13 protein-coding genes are annotated in these 15,746 nt (G+C 70.5%); 5 read left to right on the top strand and 8 right to left on the bottom strand.

The genetic code is table 11. From position 1 onward, the window contains the following. Positions 1–43 precede the first annotated feature (43 nt). Positions 44–2,896: a BTAD domain-containing putative transcriptional regulator gene (locus ACH442_RS42020; protein WP_396343738.1), complete on the top strand. Its 2,853-nt coding sequence runs from the start codon at positions 44–46 to the stop codon at positions 2,894–2,896. A gap of 201 nt (positions 2,897–3,097) precedes the next feature. Here ACH442_RS42020 and ACH442_RS42015 read toward each other — a convergent pair whose 3' ends face one another. From ACH442_RS42015 to ACH442_RS42005, 3 genes are all read right to left on the bottom strand, one after another. Further along, positions 3,098–3,712 carry a hypothetical protein gene (locus ACH442_RS42015; RefSeq protein ID WP_396343737.1) on the bottom strand — a complete coding sequence of 205 codons (615 nt, stop codon included), beginning with the start codon at positions 3,710–3,712 and terminating at the stop codon, positions 3,098–3,100. Positions 3,713–3,897: 185 nt separating this feature from the next. Further along, the gene (locus tag ACH442_RS42010) at positions 3,898–5,673 is read right to left on the bottom strand and encodes a sensor histidine kinase (protein WP_396343736.1); all 1,776 of its coding nucleotides are present in this window, start codon (positions 5,671–5,673) and stop codon (positions 3,898–3,900) included. Beyond that, positions 5,660–6,376, bottom strand: coding sequence for a response regulator transcription factor (locus ACH442_RS42005; RefSeq protein WP_396343735.1), 717 nt, complete (start codon positions 6,374–6,376; stop codon positions 5,660–5,662). Before ACH442_RS42005 ends, ACH442_RS42010 begins: the two co-directional genes overlap by 14 nt. Before the next feature lie 184 nt (positions 6,377–6,560). Between ACH442_RS42005 and ACH442_RS42000 the strand changes: the two genes are divergently transcribed. The 3 genes from ACH442_RS42000 to ACH442_RS41990 are packed head-to-tail and all read left to right on the top strand — an operon-like array spanning position 6,561 to position 9,675. Beyond that, complete coding sequence (locus tag ACH442_RS42000; RefSeq protein ID WP_396343734.1) at positions 6,561–7,808, top strand: hypothetical protein; 1,248 nt, start codon at positions 6,561–6,563, stop codon at positions 7,806–7,808. Next, positions 7,805–8,494, top strand: a complete 690-nt coding sequence (locus ACH442_RS41995; protein ID WP_396343733.1) for an ABC transporter ATP-binding protein — start codon at positions 7,805–7,807, stop codon at positions 8,492–8,494. Before ACH442_RS42000 ends, ACH442_RS41995 begins: the two co-directional genes overlap by 4 nt. Then, positions 8,491–9,675 (top strand): ABC transporter permease, encoded by a 1,185-nt coding sequence (locus ACH442_RS41990; protein WP_396343732.1) that lies wholly within the window; start codon positions 8,491–8,493, stop codon positions 9,673–9,675. The genes ACH442_RS41995 and ACH442_RS41990 overlap by 4 nt, the downstream gene beginning before the upstream one ends. A 139-nt stretch (positions 9,676–9,814) precedes the next feature. Here ACH442_RS41990 and ACH442_RS41985 read toward each other — a convergent pair whose 3' ends face one another. The 4 genes from ACH442_RS41985 to ACH442_RS41970 all read right to left on the bottom strand — a co-directional run bounded on the left by ACH442_RS41985 (position 9,815) and on the right by ACH442_RS41970 (position 13,009). Next, entirely contained in the window at positions 9,815–10,189 is a 375-nt protein-coding gene (locus ACH442_RS41985; RefSeq protein ID WP_396343731.1) for a putative quinol monooxygenase, read from the bottom strand. Further along, positions 10,186–10,941, bottom strand: coding sequence for an MBL fold metallo-hydrolase (locus ACH442_RS41980; RefSeq protein ID WP_396343730.1), 756 nt, complete (start codon positions 10,939–10,941; stop codon positions 10,186–10,188). The genes ACH442_RS41985 and ACH442_RS41980 overlap by 4 nt, the downstream gene beginning before the upstream one ends. 29 nt (positions 10,942–10,970) lie before the next feature. After that, complete coding sequence (locus ACH442_RS41975) at positions 10,971–11,759, bottom strand: alpha/beta fold hydrolase (protein WP_396343729.1); 789 nt, start codon at positions 11,757–11,759, stop codon at positions 10,971–10,973. 356 nt (positions 11,760–12,115) lie between these two features. After that, positions 12,116–13,009 carry a cyclase family protein gene (locus ACH442_RS41970; RefSeq protein ID WP_396343728.1) on the bottom strand — a complete coding sequence of 298 codons (894 nt, stop codon included), beginning with the start codon at positions 13,007–13,009 and terminating at the stop codon, positions 12,116–12,118. Between the two features lie 124 nt (positions 13,010–13,133). Between ACH442_RS41970 and ACH442_RS41965 the strand changes: the two genes are divergently transcribed. Next, positions 13,134–15,122, top strand: a complete 1,989-nt coding sequence (locus ACH442_RS41965; protein WP_396343727.1) for an ATP-binding protein — start codon at positions 13,134–13,136, stop codon at positions 15,120–15,122. 223 nt (positions 15,123–15,345) lie between these two features. On the opposite strand, the gene ACH442_RS41960 is transcribed toward ACH442_RS41965, so the two are convergent. Further along, complete coding sequence (locus tag ACH442_RS41960; protein WP_396343726.1) at positions 15,346–15,654, bottom strand: ArsR/SmtB family transcription factor; 309 nt, start codon at positions 15,652–15,654, stop codon at positions 15,346–15,348. Between the last annotated feature and the right edge of the window lie 92 nt (positions 15,655–15,746).

Raw genomic sequence — 15,746 nt, 5'->3', positions numbered from 1 at the left:
GCGCACCACACGTTTGAACTTTCACCGGAATGGGGGGGCGGGCATGTCAGCAGGCGTGTCGTTCGGCGTTCTCGGGCCGGTCGAAGCCTGGGCGGAGGGCCGCCGTCTGCTACTCGGGCCGCCGCAGCAACGCATCGTCCTCGCCGCGATCCTGCTGAACGAGGGCGCCGTCACGTCGACCGGTGAGCTGGTCGAGGCGCTGTGGGCGCAGGAGCCTCCGGCCGGGGCGGTCAAGACGATTCGCACCTACGTCTCCCGGCTGCGCGCCGTGCTGACTCCCGCCGGCGCGATCGTCGAATCGCTGGCCGGCGGCTACCGCCTACGGGTGGGTCCGGAGAACTTCGACCTGGCCCGATTCCGCGCCTTGACCGCTGCGTCACTCGCGCTGACCACCGCCGAGGACCGGGCGACGCGGATCCGGCAGGCCCTGGACGTCTTCCGCGGCGAGCCACTGGCCGGGCTGCACGGGGTGTGGGCCGAGTCCCATCGCGCTCAGCTCTCCTACCGCCAGGCCGAAGCCTACGAGTTGCTGTACGCCGCGGAGCTCGAAGCCGGCCACCACGTCCGAGCGATCGCCGAGTTTCCCGTCCTGATCCAGCGGTTGCCGTTCCGGGAACGACTGCGTGAACTGCAGATCCTCGCCCTGTACCAGGCCGGTCTGCGGGCTGAGGCCTTCGCCGCCTACCGCGATGTGCGGGACTTCCTCCGGGACGAGCTGGGTGTCGAACCCAGGTCCGCGCTGCGGGACCTGCACGGCCGCATGCTGCGAGGTGACCCCACCCTCGATCCGTCGCGTCAGGCATCGGACCCGCCGACCGCTCCGGCCGGGCAGCCCATGGCCGACGATCCCGAGCCCCTCGAGGATGCGCCCGGCCCGGAAGCCGGCGTGCCGCGGCCGGCGCAGTTGCCCGCCGCTCCGGCCGAGTTCACCGGCCGGGACAACGAACTGCGCCGTGCCGACGAGTTCCTGGCCACCGCGAGGCCCGGCCCGTCGATCGTGGTGATCGCGGGACTGGGTGGCGTCGGCAAGACCTCGCTGGCGTTGCACTGGGCGCACCGGCTGGCTCCGCGCTACGGCGACGGGCAGCTCTACGTGGATCTGCGTGGGTACGGGCCGCAGCGCGATCCGCTGTCGGCGGCGGATGTGCTCGACGGTTTCCTGCAGGCCCTCGGGCTCGCACCGGAACACGCGCCGGAGGGGCTCGCGGCCCGCGCGGGGATGTTCCGCAGCCTGACGAGCACCCGGCGAATGCTGATCCTGTTGGACAACGCGGTCGCGGCCGACCAGGTGCTGGATCTGCTGCCCGGCACCGGCGACTCACTGGTGATCGTGACGAGCCGTGGCACACTGCCGGACCTGCTGATCCGGACCGGCGCGTCCCTGCTGACGCTGCTGCCCCCGGCGTACGAGGACGCGCTCGCTCTGTTCGCCTCCCGCGCCGGCCGCGACCGGGTGCGGGCCGAACCCCGCGCGGCACGCGACATCGTCGAGCTCAGCGGCCGTCATCCGCTGGCGCTGGCCGTCGTCGCCGCCCGGGTCGCCGCCCGGGCGCACCTGCCGCTCTCCGCGACCGCCGCCGAGGTCAGCGCCGCCCACGGGACGCTGGACGCCTTCCGGATGCCGGAGGCGACCGTGGACGTGAGCGCCGTGCTCTCCTGGTCCTACCGGACGCTGGCCGACGGCACGGCACACATGTTCCGGCTGCTCTGCCTGCACCCCGGCCCCGATCTGAACGCCGAGGTCGCCGCGAGCATGCTGGCTCAGCCGGTGACTCGGGCGCGTGGGTTGCTGGCCGAGTTGGTCGCGTCCGCACTCCTGATGGAACACCAGCCGGGGCGGTGGACCGTCCATGACCTCGTCCGGGCGTACGGGAATGATCTGGCCCTGGCCCTTGATCCTCCGGACGAACGCCGGGCGGCCCTGCACCGCATGTTCGACTACTACGTGTACGCCGGCCGCGACGCGGTCGCCGAGCTCGGCAAGAACCGGCTGCCCATCGAGCCGGACCGGCCGATGCCCGGGGTGGTGGGCCGTGCCGCTGAGGCGGGCGCGTGGTTCGGCAGTGAGCACCCCGCCATGCTGGCCGCGCTGGAGCTGGCCGCCCGCGAAGGTTTCCACCGTCACGCCTGGCAGCTGTCCTGGGTGGTGCGGGCTTATCTCAGCCGCCAAGGGCTGTGGCATCAACTGCGGACGTCCCAGAAGACCGGGTACGCCGCCGCGGTGCAGGCCGGCAACCCGGCGGCCGAGGCCCGGGCACTCTGGGGCCTGGCGGAGACCGATGCCCTCATGGGCCGGTACCCGGAAGCGCTCACCCGGCTCCGCGACGCCCGGCAGATCTTCGCGCGGATCGGCGACACCACGTCGGCCGAGATGACCATGATCTGGATGACCGGGGTGTACGACCAGCAGGGCGACTGGAACGCGATCCTGGAGGTGACCGGGCCACTGCTCGCGACGTATCCGCCCGGACGTGACGTCACGCTGCGGGCCCGTCTGCTGATCGCCGCGAGTTGGGCTGAAGCACACCTGGGCCGGTACGCCGAGGCGATCACCGACGCCCGTGAGGTGATCGCCTCGGCCGCCGACCTGAACCCGTACTGGGTGGCCGACACCTGGGACACTCTCGGCCTCGCCTGGGCCGGCCTCGGCGAGATCGGCCGAGCCGTCGACAGCTACCACCAGGCCGTCGACATCTACCGCCGGCACGACGCGCCGGTCAGCGCGGCCGAGTCCCTGCGCCGCCTCGGGGACGCGCACACCCGGGCCGGCCGCGCCGTCGACGCCGAGGAGTCCTACCGGCAGGCGCTGGCCCTCATCGCCGAGGTGGACGGGCCGCGCGCGGCCCTGCTCGCCGCGTCTCTCCGCCACATCCTCTCGCCGGTCCCCGAGTATTGATCGGGCTCCGGTCGGGCGAGCCGTCCGGGTTGCTGCGGCGGGACGTGACCGGGCCGCACATCCCGGAGGCGGACCGCGTGCCGGGTCGCCGCGTCATCGACGCTCTCTCACCAACCGCCGCGCCCGAACCCACCTGACCGGTGGATTGTGGGGCCGGGCACGAAGTGCGGCCCCACAATCATGCCAACGTCGAGTACCGAATCACTTGAGCGTCGAGTAATAGCCGGCGAAACCTTCCTGTTCACAGTCCTGCATCCAATGAGCCTTGCCACCGGTGGGCATTTCGTCGATCGAGGACAACTCGCCGTCCTTGAGGACAGCCTTTATGTCGTGATCCTTCAGGCACTTGACGAATGCCTCCATGTGGTCGGCGTACGCCGGGTCGAGCCGCCGGGCACGGTCGCGCGCGAACTCGGGTTGCTTCGACGCGCAGTTCTTCTTGAGGTCGGCTCGCACCTTGTCGGACAACGGGCCCCAGACGTCCGAGATGTCGGCGGGATCGATCGTGGTCCCGCCTTTCATGACCGCTGCCTTGGGGAGGCCGTTCGTGAGCAGACAGTCGGCGAAGACATCCGACACGCGTTTGATCTCCTCCTCGGAGGTGTCGAGCCGGATGAGGGGACGCTCCGTTGCGACTGTCTCAGCCGAGGCGGCGGCGGACGGCTTCTGGATGCTGGCGACACCCGCGGTGCCCTGGACGCCGGGCGAGGAGTCGGTCTTGGCAGCGCCACTACAGCCGGCGGCGAGAGTCAGGGTGGCGGCGGCGGTGACAACCGCTGCCGCGCTACGCGAACGGGAGAAGTCGATGATGGACATGCCGGGATTCTCACCGGGCAATGTCAGCGAACTGTCGGGATCCCGAGGCCGGCTTCTTCGATGATTTCGTGGCCGTGGCCGGTCTCGCGATCTCCTGATCGAGTCACTTGCCGGGCGTCATGCGGCGCTCGTCGGTCCAGGCCCACCGGCGGCGAACGACGCGACCGCTCCATCCGGCGACCGGGTCACTTCGGGGCTTGGCGGGCTCGGGGCAGGGTGATGGTGAAGGTGCTGCCGACGCCGAGTCGACTCGTCGCGGTTATGCGGCCGTCGTGGGCCTCGACGAGTTTGCGGGCGATCGCCAGGCCCAGGCCGCTGCCGCCGGTGGCTCGGCTGCGGGACGAGTCGGCGCGCCAGAAGCGATCGAAGACTCGTTGCAGGTCGGCGGGTGCGATGCCGGTTCCGGTGTCAGCGACCTCGATGGTGAACTGTTCGGGGATCGCGGCGGTCCGCAGGGTGACCACACCGCCTTTGTCGGTGTGCCGGATGGCGTTGGAGACCAGATTGCCGACGATCTGGCGCAGCCGGACAGGGTCCACCGACAGCTGCGGGTCGACGGTGAAATCGGTCGAGAGGCTGACGTGCTGAGACTCGGCGATCCCGCGATGCGCGTCGGCGACCTGCGTCAGGACGTCATTGAGGTACACGTACTCGGGGTGGAGCCGCAGGTCTCCGGTGTCCGCGGCGGCCAGGTCGCGCAGGTCGTCCACCACGCGCTGCAACAGCGACGTCTCCTCTAACAGCACCTCCAGCAGTTGGGCGTCGGTCGGTGTCATACCGTCCTGGGCGGCCTCGATGGAGCCGCGGATGTTGGTCAGTGGCGTGCGAAGCTCGTGAGCCAGGTCGCTCACCAGCGCTTTACGCTGCGCCTCCAGGGTCTCGCGCCGGTCGAACAGGTCGTTGAGGGCCATCGCCAGGTAACCGATCTCGTCGCGGGCGCCGACCGGGACCCGGCTCTGCTGCTCGACCGGACGGCGGACGGACGCGGTGAGCCGCCGCAGCGGCCGGACCAGACGGGTGCCGACCAGGAGGGTGACCGCGACCGCGATCAACAGCACGAGTCCGGTGCTGCCGGCGATCCGGAGCACGTTCGAACGGGTCAGGCTGATCGAGGTGGCCGGGGTGTCGGCCTCGGCGTCGGTGATGAAAAGCAGGGCGGACGGCGCTACGTAGGGGGTCAGCTGCACTTGGCGAGCGGATTGCAGGCATCGCTGGATTTTTTCCAGGCTGACGCCGTGCGGCAAAGGCTCACCGCCGGTCCCCACGGTGAAAAGCGGATCGATACTGAACGTTTTCAGCACCTTCATGCTCAGGCAACTGCTCATCAGGCCGCGCAGTGCCTGCAACGCCTTCGCCTCGGTCGGCGTCGGTACCTCCAACGCCTTGGGGCCGCAATTCGACCCCGCGGGTTCCGGGGTCACGACGGGACGGCCGCTGGGTGAGCGGGTCAACCGCACATTGACGTTGCCCTTCATGCACTCGAGAACCTGGCGCGCGTACTCGTCGAGTTTCTCGCGCTCGCGGGTAGGGAGCAGGTACGGCCCGACCGCGCGGGCATCGATGGTCGCCTTGCCGGCATCCTTGCCGTCGGGGTTGACCCGGAGCGGGTCGACGATGGCTGACGGCTGGGTGGCTCGCAGGTTCGGCCCGGCGGACGAGTCGGCGATCGGCTGGCGGTCCCGGGTCAGCAGGGTGACCCGATGACCGCTACGGCGGCTCAGGTCCGCGAGGGTGGGGGAGACGTCGTCCCAGCTGGAGTGGGTGGCGGCGAAACCGATCAGCGTGTCGTAGATCAGCGTGTCGTCGGCGAGTGAGCGGCCTTGTTGCTGCGCGATGGCCCGGGTTGTCATCTTGGCCGTGAACCACGCGGTCGCCGCGATCGCAGCGATCGCGATCAGGATCGACGTCGCCAGCAGCCGAATGATCAGACTGCGATGCCACGGCAGGTCAGGGGAGCGCATCGGCGTCTTTCGGCGCGATGGACGGGTCGGTGAGTTTGTACCCGAGGCCGTACACGGACAGCAGCCGGACCGGGTGCCGCGGGTCGTTCTCGATCTTGCGCCGCAGATTCAGCACGTGGGTGTCGACCGCCCGGTGGGTGGAGTCCCGGTCCAGGCCCTGGGCGTGTTCGAGTATCTGGCGGCGGGTGAAGATCCGATCGGGCTGCCCGGCCAGCATGGCCAGGATCGCGAATTCGGTCGGCGTACACGAAATCTCTCGCTCACCGATGATGACGGCCCGCCGGGACATGTCCATCGTCAGGTCACCGACGTGCAGGAAGTTGTCGTCGACCCGGACCCGATCCACTCGTCGCAGCAGGGTACGCACCCGAGCCACCAACTCCCTCGGGCTGTACGGCTTCGTCACGTAGTCGTCGGCGCCCAGGTCCAGCCCGAGCAGCAGGTCGTCCTCTCCGGAACGGGCGGTGAGCATCAGGACCAGCACCGACGACTCCTTACGCAGGATCCGGCACACGTTGAGGCCGTCGAGGCCCGGCATCATCACGTCAAGAATGATCAGATCCGGTCGCGCCCGGCGGGCTTCGGCGAGCGCCTCACGCCCGTCGTGTACGACGAGAAGCCGATGGCCGGCTGCCCGCAAGTAGCGGCTCACCAGGTCGGCCTGACGGCGATTGTCCTCGGCGACGAGAATGTCAGCGCACACCCGGCGGACTATAAGCGGCCACCGGCCACGGTCGCTAAATGTGCGGTTTTTCCTTGACAGTTTCCCGACAATCGCCCGGCAGCCTGCCGGCATGCGAATGATCCCTCGATCCGTGCCCGCCGGATCGGCCATTCCGGCGGCACCCCGGCCGGGTCGATCCCGCAGTCGGCGCCGTCTTGTCGTCATGGTCAGCGTCGTCGTGGCCCTGTCCCTCCTGGCTCTGGGCCTCGGCTTCGCCCGATGGGTCGGCCGAGCCGACGCCGCCGGCCCGGAAGCGGAAGTCGTCACCCCGACGGCGACCGCGACGGTCACCAAGGATGACATCTCCACCACGCGCAGCTTCCCCGGAACTCTTGGCTACGGCGCGACCCGCGTCATCAGCGGCAGCGGGAACGGAGTGATCACGTGGCTGCCGGCCGCCGGGACGACGATCACTCGCGGACAGCGGGTGTACGCGGTGAACGACCAATCCGTCCCGCTGTTCTACGGCGAGATCCCCCTGTTCCGGGATCTGGACACCAAGGGCACCGTAGGGCGCGACGTGCGGATGGTGTTCGACAACCTGCGAGCCCTGGGCTACGCGGTCGGTAGACAACCGGCGCCAGGAACGGTCGTCACCGAGTCCGTCCCGCCCGGCGCCGGCTCGGCCGGGGCGCCGTCCTCGTCCACCGCCACCGCGGATGGGCCTGCGTCCGGCGCCACGACCGATGCGCCCGCGAGCGCTCCCTCGCCGGCTGCCACGACGGATCAGGGGGCGAGCACCACCCGGACGAATCCGCCGGCCAGGGTCGTCAGGACGACGGTCCACGACGGTGAAGCCGTCCTGACCGCGACTCTGATCAAGGCCGTCGAAGCCTGGCAGCGACACCTCGAGCTCCCGGCGAGCGGCAAACTCACGATCGGCTCGGTCCTGGTGCTCCCGGCCGCGGTCCGCGTCAGTGCGCTCTCGGCGCAGGTCGGCGGACCCGCCACGGGCGAGCTGCTGTCGACCACGTCGACCAGCAAAGTGATCACCGTGCTGGCCGGCCAGAGCGAAGCCGCCACCATCGACAACGGCGATCACGCCACGGTGGCCCTCTCCGACGGCACCACCACGCCGGCCAGAGTGACCTCGGTAGGCACGGCGTTACAAACCGAGGACGGCGGTGACCCGTCGAACCCGAAACTCGCCATCACCCTCGTCCTGGACCAGCCGTCGAAGCTCAAGCAGGTCGACTCGGCCGAACTGCAGGTCTCCTTCGCGGCGCAGACCCACAAACAGGTCCTGACCGCCCCGATCAGCGCGCTGCTCGCGCTGCAAGAGGGCGGGTACGCTCTGCAGACCCCCGCCGGCGCCCTGATCGCCGTCAAGACCGGCATCTTCGCCGACGGTCGGGTCGAGGTCAGCGGGACCGGCGTCAACGAGGGCATGACCGTGGTGACGACGTCGTGAGCACGGTGCTGTCGGTGTGCCGGGCAAGCATGCGGTATGCCCCGGAGGTCACCGCTCTCGACGAGGTGTCCCTCCGGATCGAACAGGGCGAGATGCTGGCCATCGTCGGCCCGTCCGGTTCCGGCAAGTCGACGCTGCTGAACATCATGGGCACGCTCGACCGGCCCACCTCCGGCACGATTGAGATCCTCGGCCAGGACGTCACCCGGCTCTCTGACCGCGACCTGTCCGACCTCCGCGGCCGCCGGCTCGGCTTCATCTTCCAGCAGTTCCACCTCACCGCCGGGCTGAGCGCCGCCGAGAACGTGGCCACCGGCCTGCTCTACGCCGGCATACCGCGGCGCAACCGGCGCGCGATGGCCGAGGAAGCCCTCGACCGGGTCGGACTCGGCCATCGCATCACCCACCGGCCGCACGAGCTGTCCGGCGGGGAACGGCAGCGGGTCGCCATCGCCCGGGCCCTGGTGAACGGTCCGATCCTGGTGCTGGCGGACGAGCCGACCGGCGCCCTCGACACGGCCAACGGCCAGGCCGTACTGAATCTGCTGACCGAATTGAATGCGGAAGGCACGACCATCGCGCTCATCACCCACGACCGGGACATCGCCGCCCGGGCGCCACGACAGGTCCACATGCGCGACGGACGCCTCATCGCGGACGTACGCTCGCCGGACAGTGCCGCATGAGCCGGCTCGGCCCTCGTGATCTGCTCGGTGTCGGCCTGATCGGCATCCGTACTCGCAAGATGCGAGCACTGCTGTCGGCGCTGGGAATCTCCATCGGGATCGCGACGATGGTCGTGGTGACCGGCATCCCGGCATCCAGCCAGGCGGACCTGCTGCGGACCCTGTCGGCGTTGGGCACCAACACCTTGCAGGCCGAACCCGTCGATCGCGACCCGCCGGTGACCCTGCCGGAGGACGCACCCGCCATGGTGGCGCGGATCGGACCGGTCCTCACCGCCAGCGCCGTGGCCAACACCCACTCCGTGATCCGCCGCAACGACCGCACCGATGCCCAGGACGGGCTCGGGCTGACCGTCCTGGCCGGCAAGAGCAATCTGCTGACCACCCTCAACGGCACCGTCCGTGCCGGTCGTTTCCTCGACGCCACCAGCGAAAAACTGCCGATGGTGGTGCTCGGCTCGGTGGCCGCGACCCGGCTCGGCTTCAGCGACCTGCCCGCCGGCACGACCAAGCCGCAGGTGATGATCGGCGACCAGTGGTTCACCGTCATCGGCATCCTGCACAGCTTCACACTGAACCCCGACATCGACCGCGCGGTGCTGATCGGCTGGAACGCCGCCCGGACGCTGTTGCGTTTCGACGGCCGTCCCACGGTGATCTACCTGCAGGCCAGGGAGGACTACATCGAGGCCGTCCGGGCCGTGCTGCCCGCCACCATCAACCCGCAGCACCCGTCCGACGTCCGGGTCACCGCCCCGTCCGACGCGCTGGCCGCCAAGCGGGCCACCCAGACCAGCTTCTCGGCGCTGTTCCTCGGCCTGGCCGCGGTGGCCCTGCTGGTCGGCGGCATCGGTGTCGCCAACACCATGGTGATCTCGGTGCTGGAAAGGCGCGCCGAGATCGGGCTGCGCCGCGCACTGGGTGCCCACCGCGGTCAGATCCGAGCCCAGTTCCTCACCGAGGCGGTCGTGCTGTCCGCGCTGGGCGGCATCGGCGGAACCATGCTCGGCATCACCGCGACCACCGGATACGCCTGGTCGCAGAACTGGCCGGTGGTCATCCCCGCCGGAGCGACGCTGGCCGGCCTCGGCGGGGCAGCGCTGATCGGGGCGGTCGCCGGCGCCTACCCGGCGATGCGAGCCGCCCGCCTCATGCCCACCGAAGCACTCAGCGGCACCTGACCGGCGATCGCCGGGCCGGATCCTCTTGTCCGGCCCGGCAATCGTTTCCATGTCGAGTGATGAGCCGTTCCTGATCTGATCTCGCAGTTCACGGTGGGGCATGGTGGGGTGGCTGACCGACGGGTGGTCGCCGAGGGTGTCAGGCGCCCGCCGGGTCGCCGACCTCCAGCTCCACGAGTTGGACGAGGGCCCGGGGCTCAGTCATGCTGTGCCGCTCGACCTCGGGGAAGAAACGCGCCACGTGCGGCAGAGTCAGATGCGTACGGAAAGCCTCGGTGTCCGCGTAGATCTCGTAGAGGTAGAACGCGCCCGGATCCGCGGCGTCGTGGAACGACCGGAACTCCAGGCAGCCGGGTTCGGCTCGGACCGAAGCCATGAGGGTGCTGATGGCGGCGGCGAGTTGTGTCTCGTGGCCGGGACGGGCTCGAAGCGTCGCGAGTACCGGCCGCTCGCCCGGTGGCAGATGTTCCGGCACCGTCGGCATGAGGTCGTGGCCGGCTGCGGGCGCGCTCACGGGATCGTCACCGGCGTGCCGGGGAGCACGATCCGAGTGGCCACCGTCGGCGCCAGACGGGCCAGCGCCTCGGTGTAGTGCCGGGGGTCGCGGTCCCCCCGGGTGATGATCTGGTCGCCGAGCCGTCCGCTGTGGAACGCGTAGTGGTGCGGCAACGCGACGGTGGGGTTGAGCACCGCGGTCAGCGCGGCGGCCTGTTCGGCGTCCATGACGACCTGTTGCATGTTGGCCACGCGAATACACAGACCGTTGACCGGCAGGATCGCCAGATCGATCTTGCCGAAACGGTTCGGGATCTCATCGAGCTCGGGGACCCGAAGCGAGTCCCCACCGAAGAACACCGCGCGACCCCCCGCCTGGATGACGAAGGTGACCTCGTGGACGCCGTGCTGTCCGGGCGTGGCGGTCACCGTGAGGTCGCCCACCGTGGCCGACTCCCACGCTTCGATCGTGTGCAGGCTTGTGAAACCCTTGCCCTCGGCGAGGGCGGTGACGGTGCCCGGGCCGAACAGCGGGGTGCTCAGGTCGAAGCCGCCGGCGACGAGCGCGTCGAGATCACAGTGGTCGTAATGCTCGTGGCTGACGACGAGCGCGTCGATGCGGCCGAGCGAGGCGACCTCACCGGCGATGGGTTCGCCCTGGTGATAGGCGGCGGACTGGGTGAACCAGGGGTCGGTGAGGATACGCAGGTCGCCGATCTCGATGAGCTGGCAGGCGTGCGCGATGCGGGTGACGGTCAGGGGCGTGGTCATGATCAGGTCCTCTGTACGGGGTGAAGGGGTCAGTTGCCGAGGTCGGTGAGGGCGCCGAGAAGTTCCTCGGGCGTCTCGACCTGGGGCATGTGACCGCTGCGGGGCAGCACGGTGTAGGCCGACATGGGGATGGCGTCCGCGTATGCCCTGCCGTATTCCGGGCTGACGATGCCGTCGCTCTCGCCCCAGATGACGTGAACGGGCAGCTCCAGGGCGGCCAGACGCTTGATGAGGGTGGGATCGGACATGGTCGGGCCGCTGTAGGAGGCGAGCGCGGCCAGGTCAGGACCCGGTCCGCTCGCGCCGCCCGCCGGCGGGCGCGGCGCCTTGGCCGGATCGTGGAACGACAACTTCGCCAGCTCGCTCGGTGCCAGGCCGCGGACGTCGGTGGTCGGGTGGCCGTCGACCTCGATACCGATGCCGTTGACGATCACCGCGCCGGAGACCCGCGGGCTGTCCAGCAGCGCCATCTCCGCGGCGACCCAGCCGCCGAAACTGTTGCCGATGACCGTGACGTCATCGAGGTCCAACTCGTCGAGCATGGCCACATAGGCGGTCGCCAGATCACGTGTGGTCGACAGGCCCGCGGGTCGCTCCGTGCCGCCGAAGCCCGGATGAGTGGGGACGATCACGCGGGAATGCGTCCGCTCGGCGAGCAGCGCGGCGAAGCCGCGCATGGTGGCGACTCCACCGCCACCATGAAGCAGCAGGAACGGACGGGTCCGGTCGTATTGGTCGGCGGTCACCCGCAGGTCGCCGACCGGGACAGTGGTGCTGCGGGCGGGCCGGAGACTGCCGGCCGGGACGGTGTTCTTCATGCCACGTCCTTCGTTGGGTGGTGTTTCCGGGCTCTGGCTCGGAGTGGGAAGCGGGGCCTCCGCCGCGCTGATGTAAGGAACCTTATATCAGGTTCCTTACATCAGCAAGGGCGTGAGCCAAGTGCTTCGCCGCAGCCGGGTCACCAACCGGGAACGGCGCCGGCGGCCGATCAGGTATCAGGCGCGGCCGAGGAGCGGGAGCGCACCACCGACGCCGGCCGCGATCCCGGTGCGGCGCCGGTCACCGGCCGCCTCGTGTTGCGCGGGCCTTCCGCTCTCCGCGCGTACTGTCCACCCGCGCGGCCGCCCGCATCACCGGTGCGTCGCCGGCCGAGGCGGCCGAGGGCCGGTCCGGGTCAGAAGACGGCGATCGGATTCACCGGGATCCCGGTGGTCCCGGCGATCCGGGGTACGGCGATCACCAGCTGGAACGTCCACCGGCCCAGACTCGCGCAGGTCGCGGCCAGTTCCTCCGGGTCGCAGCCGTCGATCAGCGGAATGGCCAGCCGGCCGAGCGCGAACTGGTGCAGCGCGCCCGGAACCTCGCCGGGCAGCGGCGGATGGGCGTCACCGATGTCCCCGGCGTAGACGGCGATCCCACGCTCGTGCATCCAGCGGACCGCGTCCAGGGTCATGCCGGGTAGCGGCTCCGCCCCGTCGAGGTGGTCGGCCAGGTGCCACCCGCCCCGTACCACCAACGCGTCGCCCGGCAGCACCCGCACGTCTGCGCGGTCCGCCGCCGCGTCCAGGTCGGCGCCGGTCACCGGGAAGGCCGGGGCGAGCCGCCCACCGGGAACCAGGTCGAGCAGCACGCCCCGGGTGACGATGCCGTCGGCGTAGGCGGCGGCGCTGCCATGCCGTACGCCGAGCGGACCCGAGCCGTCAGCCGCGGCGATGCCCGGATAGGTGCGGCCGCCGGCCACCCAGTGACTCATCGCGTCGAGATGGGTCACCTGCGGATGATGCGGGTTGACCAGCATCAATTCAGCCATCGCGGGGCTGTCGGCTCCGGTGTGGAGCATGATGGTCTGGACGCCGGTCGACCCGGTGACCGGTGCGGCCGGCCCCGCGGTCAGCGGCGTCGACCCGGTCACTCGGGCGAGCGAAACGGACCGGCCGGTGCGGGCCTCGGCCGCGCCCCGGGCCCGGGCCTCGTCGGTGACGAGATTGACGGCTCCCCGCTCATCGGTGTCACCCCATCGCCCCCAGTTGGTCGGGAAGTTGTCGGTGATCTCTGTCGACGTCGGCATCAGCATCCACTTTCGGTCGGATCGAGCCGGCATCGTCATCCGGCGCGGGGTCCGCCGCCAGCCCATCCAGTGCCCAGCCGGTGCCCAACCTCCGGACGGCCACCGCTCGGTTAGGGTCGCAGGCGTGCCGTCACTGGGGGAGAGACTGCGGGAGTCACGCCGGCGCGCCTTCGTCGGGCGGGAGGCCGAGATCGCCCTGTTCCGCGAGGTGCTGGGCAGCGCCGGTGTGCTCTTCCTGCACGGGCCCGGCGGCACCGGGAAAAGCACGTTGCTGGACGCCTTCGCGCAAGTGGCGGTCGACGCGGGCCGCACACCGACCCGCGTCGACGCGCGCCACCTCCCAGTCGGTCCGGAGCCGCTGCCGGTGCCGGCCGACGACGAGACACCGGTCATGCTGATCGACACGTACGAGCGGCTGGAGCCGATCGACGACTGGGTGCGGGACGAATACCTGCCGTCGCTGCCTCGCGACAGCGTGGTCGTGATCGCCGGGCGGCACGCTCCGGGGCCGCGGTGGTGGGCCGATCCGGCATGGCGCGATCTGATGCGGGTACGTCCGCTGGGCAATCTGCCGGTCGACGCCGGCCGCGCGCATCTGGTCGCCCAGCGCGTACCGGAGCCGATGCACGACCGGTTGCTGGCCATCAGCCGCGGTCATCCGCTCACCCTGGCGATGCTGATCGACGCGGTGCGCCGCGGCGCCGCTCCCCGTACGCTCGGCGACCTGCCCGAGGTCGTCGGGGCACTGCTGGCGCAGATCGTCGACGAGGCGCCCAGCCTGCGGCACCGGGCCGCGCTGGAGGCCTGCGCGCATGTGCCGGTGACCACCGAGGACCTGCTGAGCACGCTGCTCGACGACGACGCCGGTGACTTGTTCGGCTGGCTTCGCACGCTGCCGTTCGTGGTCGAGAGCCGGCACGGTCTCTTCCCGCACGACGTGGTCCGCGACGCGATCGACACCGACCTCCGCTGGCGCGCCCCGCAGCGGTACGCCGATCTCTACCGCCGGAAGCTGTTGGCGTTCCTCGGGCAGGTCCGGGCGGCGCCGAGCGAGCGCGAGTCCTTGAATCTGCTGGTGGACACCATCCTGCTGAACGGCGTCCGGTCCGGCGTCTCGACGCTACGGGCGCTGCCGCCCGCGCTCGGCGCGTACGCCGACGAACTGCGCGACGACGACCGGTCCGACGTCGTGGCCATGACCGCCACCTGGCAGGGCGAGCGACAGGCCGAGCTGGTCGCCCACTGGCTGGACCGGCGGCCGGAGTCGTTCCGCGGATTCCGTACGGTGTCCGGGCGGTTGCGCGGCTACACCGCCTGCTTGAGCCCGACCGCCGACGACCTGGGCGCGGACCCGGTGGTGGACGCGATGTGGCGGTATGCCGAACGGCACGGGCCGCTGCGGCCGGGCGAGCGGATGCACGCCTGGCGCTTCTTCCTCGACCGTGAGCACGGGCAGCAGCCGTCCCCGTCGATGACGCTCTTCCTGGCCTCGCAGATGCTCGGCATCATCCGGCTGCCCGGGGCGGTGGCGTGGAGCCTGGTCGGCGCGTTCGACGAGGCGGAGTGGTGGCGGGCCGGCATGGAGTTCCTCGACTTCTGGGCGGTGGACCAGGACGGCCCCGGCGGTGGATCGCCGATCCGGATGTTCGCCCACGACTGGCGCCGGGCCGGCCCGGCGGCCTGGGCGGAGCGCCTGCACGCCCGGCAGATGGGTAAGCCGGTCGCGCCGTCCGCGCAGGACCTCGAGATCCCGGTGCTCACCCGGCCGGAGTTCGCCGACGCCGTCCGGTCGGCCCTTCGGCATCTGCACGAGCCGGACCGGCTGCGAGCCAATCCGCTGCTGCGGGCACGGCTGGTGCGGGACCGGGAAGAGACCGGGCGGACCGCGGCCGAGACGCTGCGGCAGGTGCTCGTGGCCGGGGCCGGCCGGCTGCCGCCCGACCTGAGCGAACTGGTGACGCTCACCTTCCTGCGACCGGCCACCACCCAGGAGCGCGTGGCGCAGACCCTGCACCTGTCCTTCAACACCTACCGGCGGCACCGCGACAAGGCGGTCGCGCTCCTCGCCGACGGGTTGTGGGACCGCGAGATCGACGTGCCGGCTACGGCGTAGACCGCCAGGTCGGCCGCCACGGCACGCATCGTCCGCACGACCCGTTCGTGTCGCGGTAACGGCCTCGCGGTTCGTGCACGCCGGGTGACCTCGGCGGCGATCCGGTCGCAGCGGATATGCGACGGTACGCGTATGCCCAGGCGCCGCCGCACGAGGGGAGAATCCGGGCTCGCGCTCGGAACCACCTCGCCTCGGTAGATCGGCGGAACCGCGAGTGGTGCGCTCAGCGCGACTTGGCGATCGCGTCCAGCAGGCCTGGGAAACGCGCCTCGATGTCGTCGCGGCGAAGCGAGACGCCGCGGCGGTTGCCGTAGCTGGCGTCGTAGGTGAGGCCGGCCTGGCGCAGGACCCGGAAGTGGAACGTGCTCGTCGACTTGGAGATGGGCAGCCCGAAGCTGGTGCAGGTGCGCTCGGTGTCGGCGGGTTCCTCCATCAGGTCCAGCACCACCTGGCGGCGATGGGGGTCGGCGAGAGCCGAGAGCACCTTGTCCAGCTCGATCTCGTCGCGGGTGGGGAGCTTCTCCTCGGCCAACGTCGTCTCCTTCACCGGGTCGGGCGAGCCTGCCCGCGAGAAAAGTTAGCAGGTACGTCTTGCGTCGTACCTGCCGTTCGGGTATCTCTAGG

Source organism: Actinoplanes sp. NPDC020271 (assembly GCF_044388125.1).
In the GTDB taxonomy this organism is placed as follows: Bacteria; Actinomycetota; Actinomycetes; order Mycobacteriales; family Micromonosporaceae; genus Actinoplanes.
This window is presented reverse-complemented; position numbering and strand designations above follow the sequence as displayed.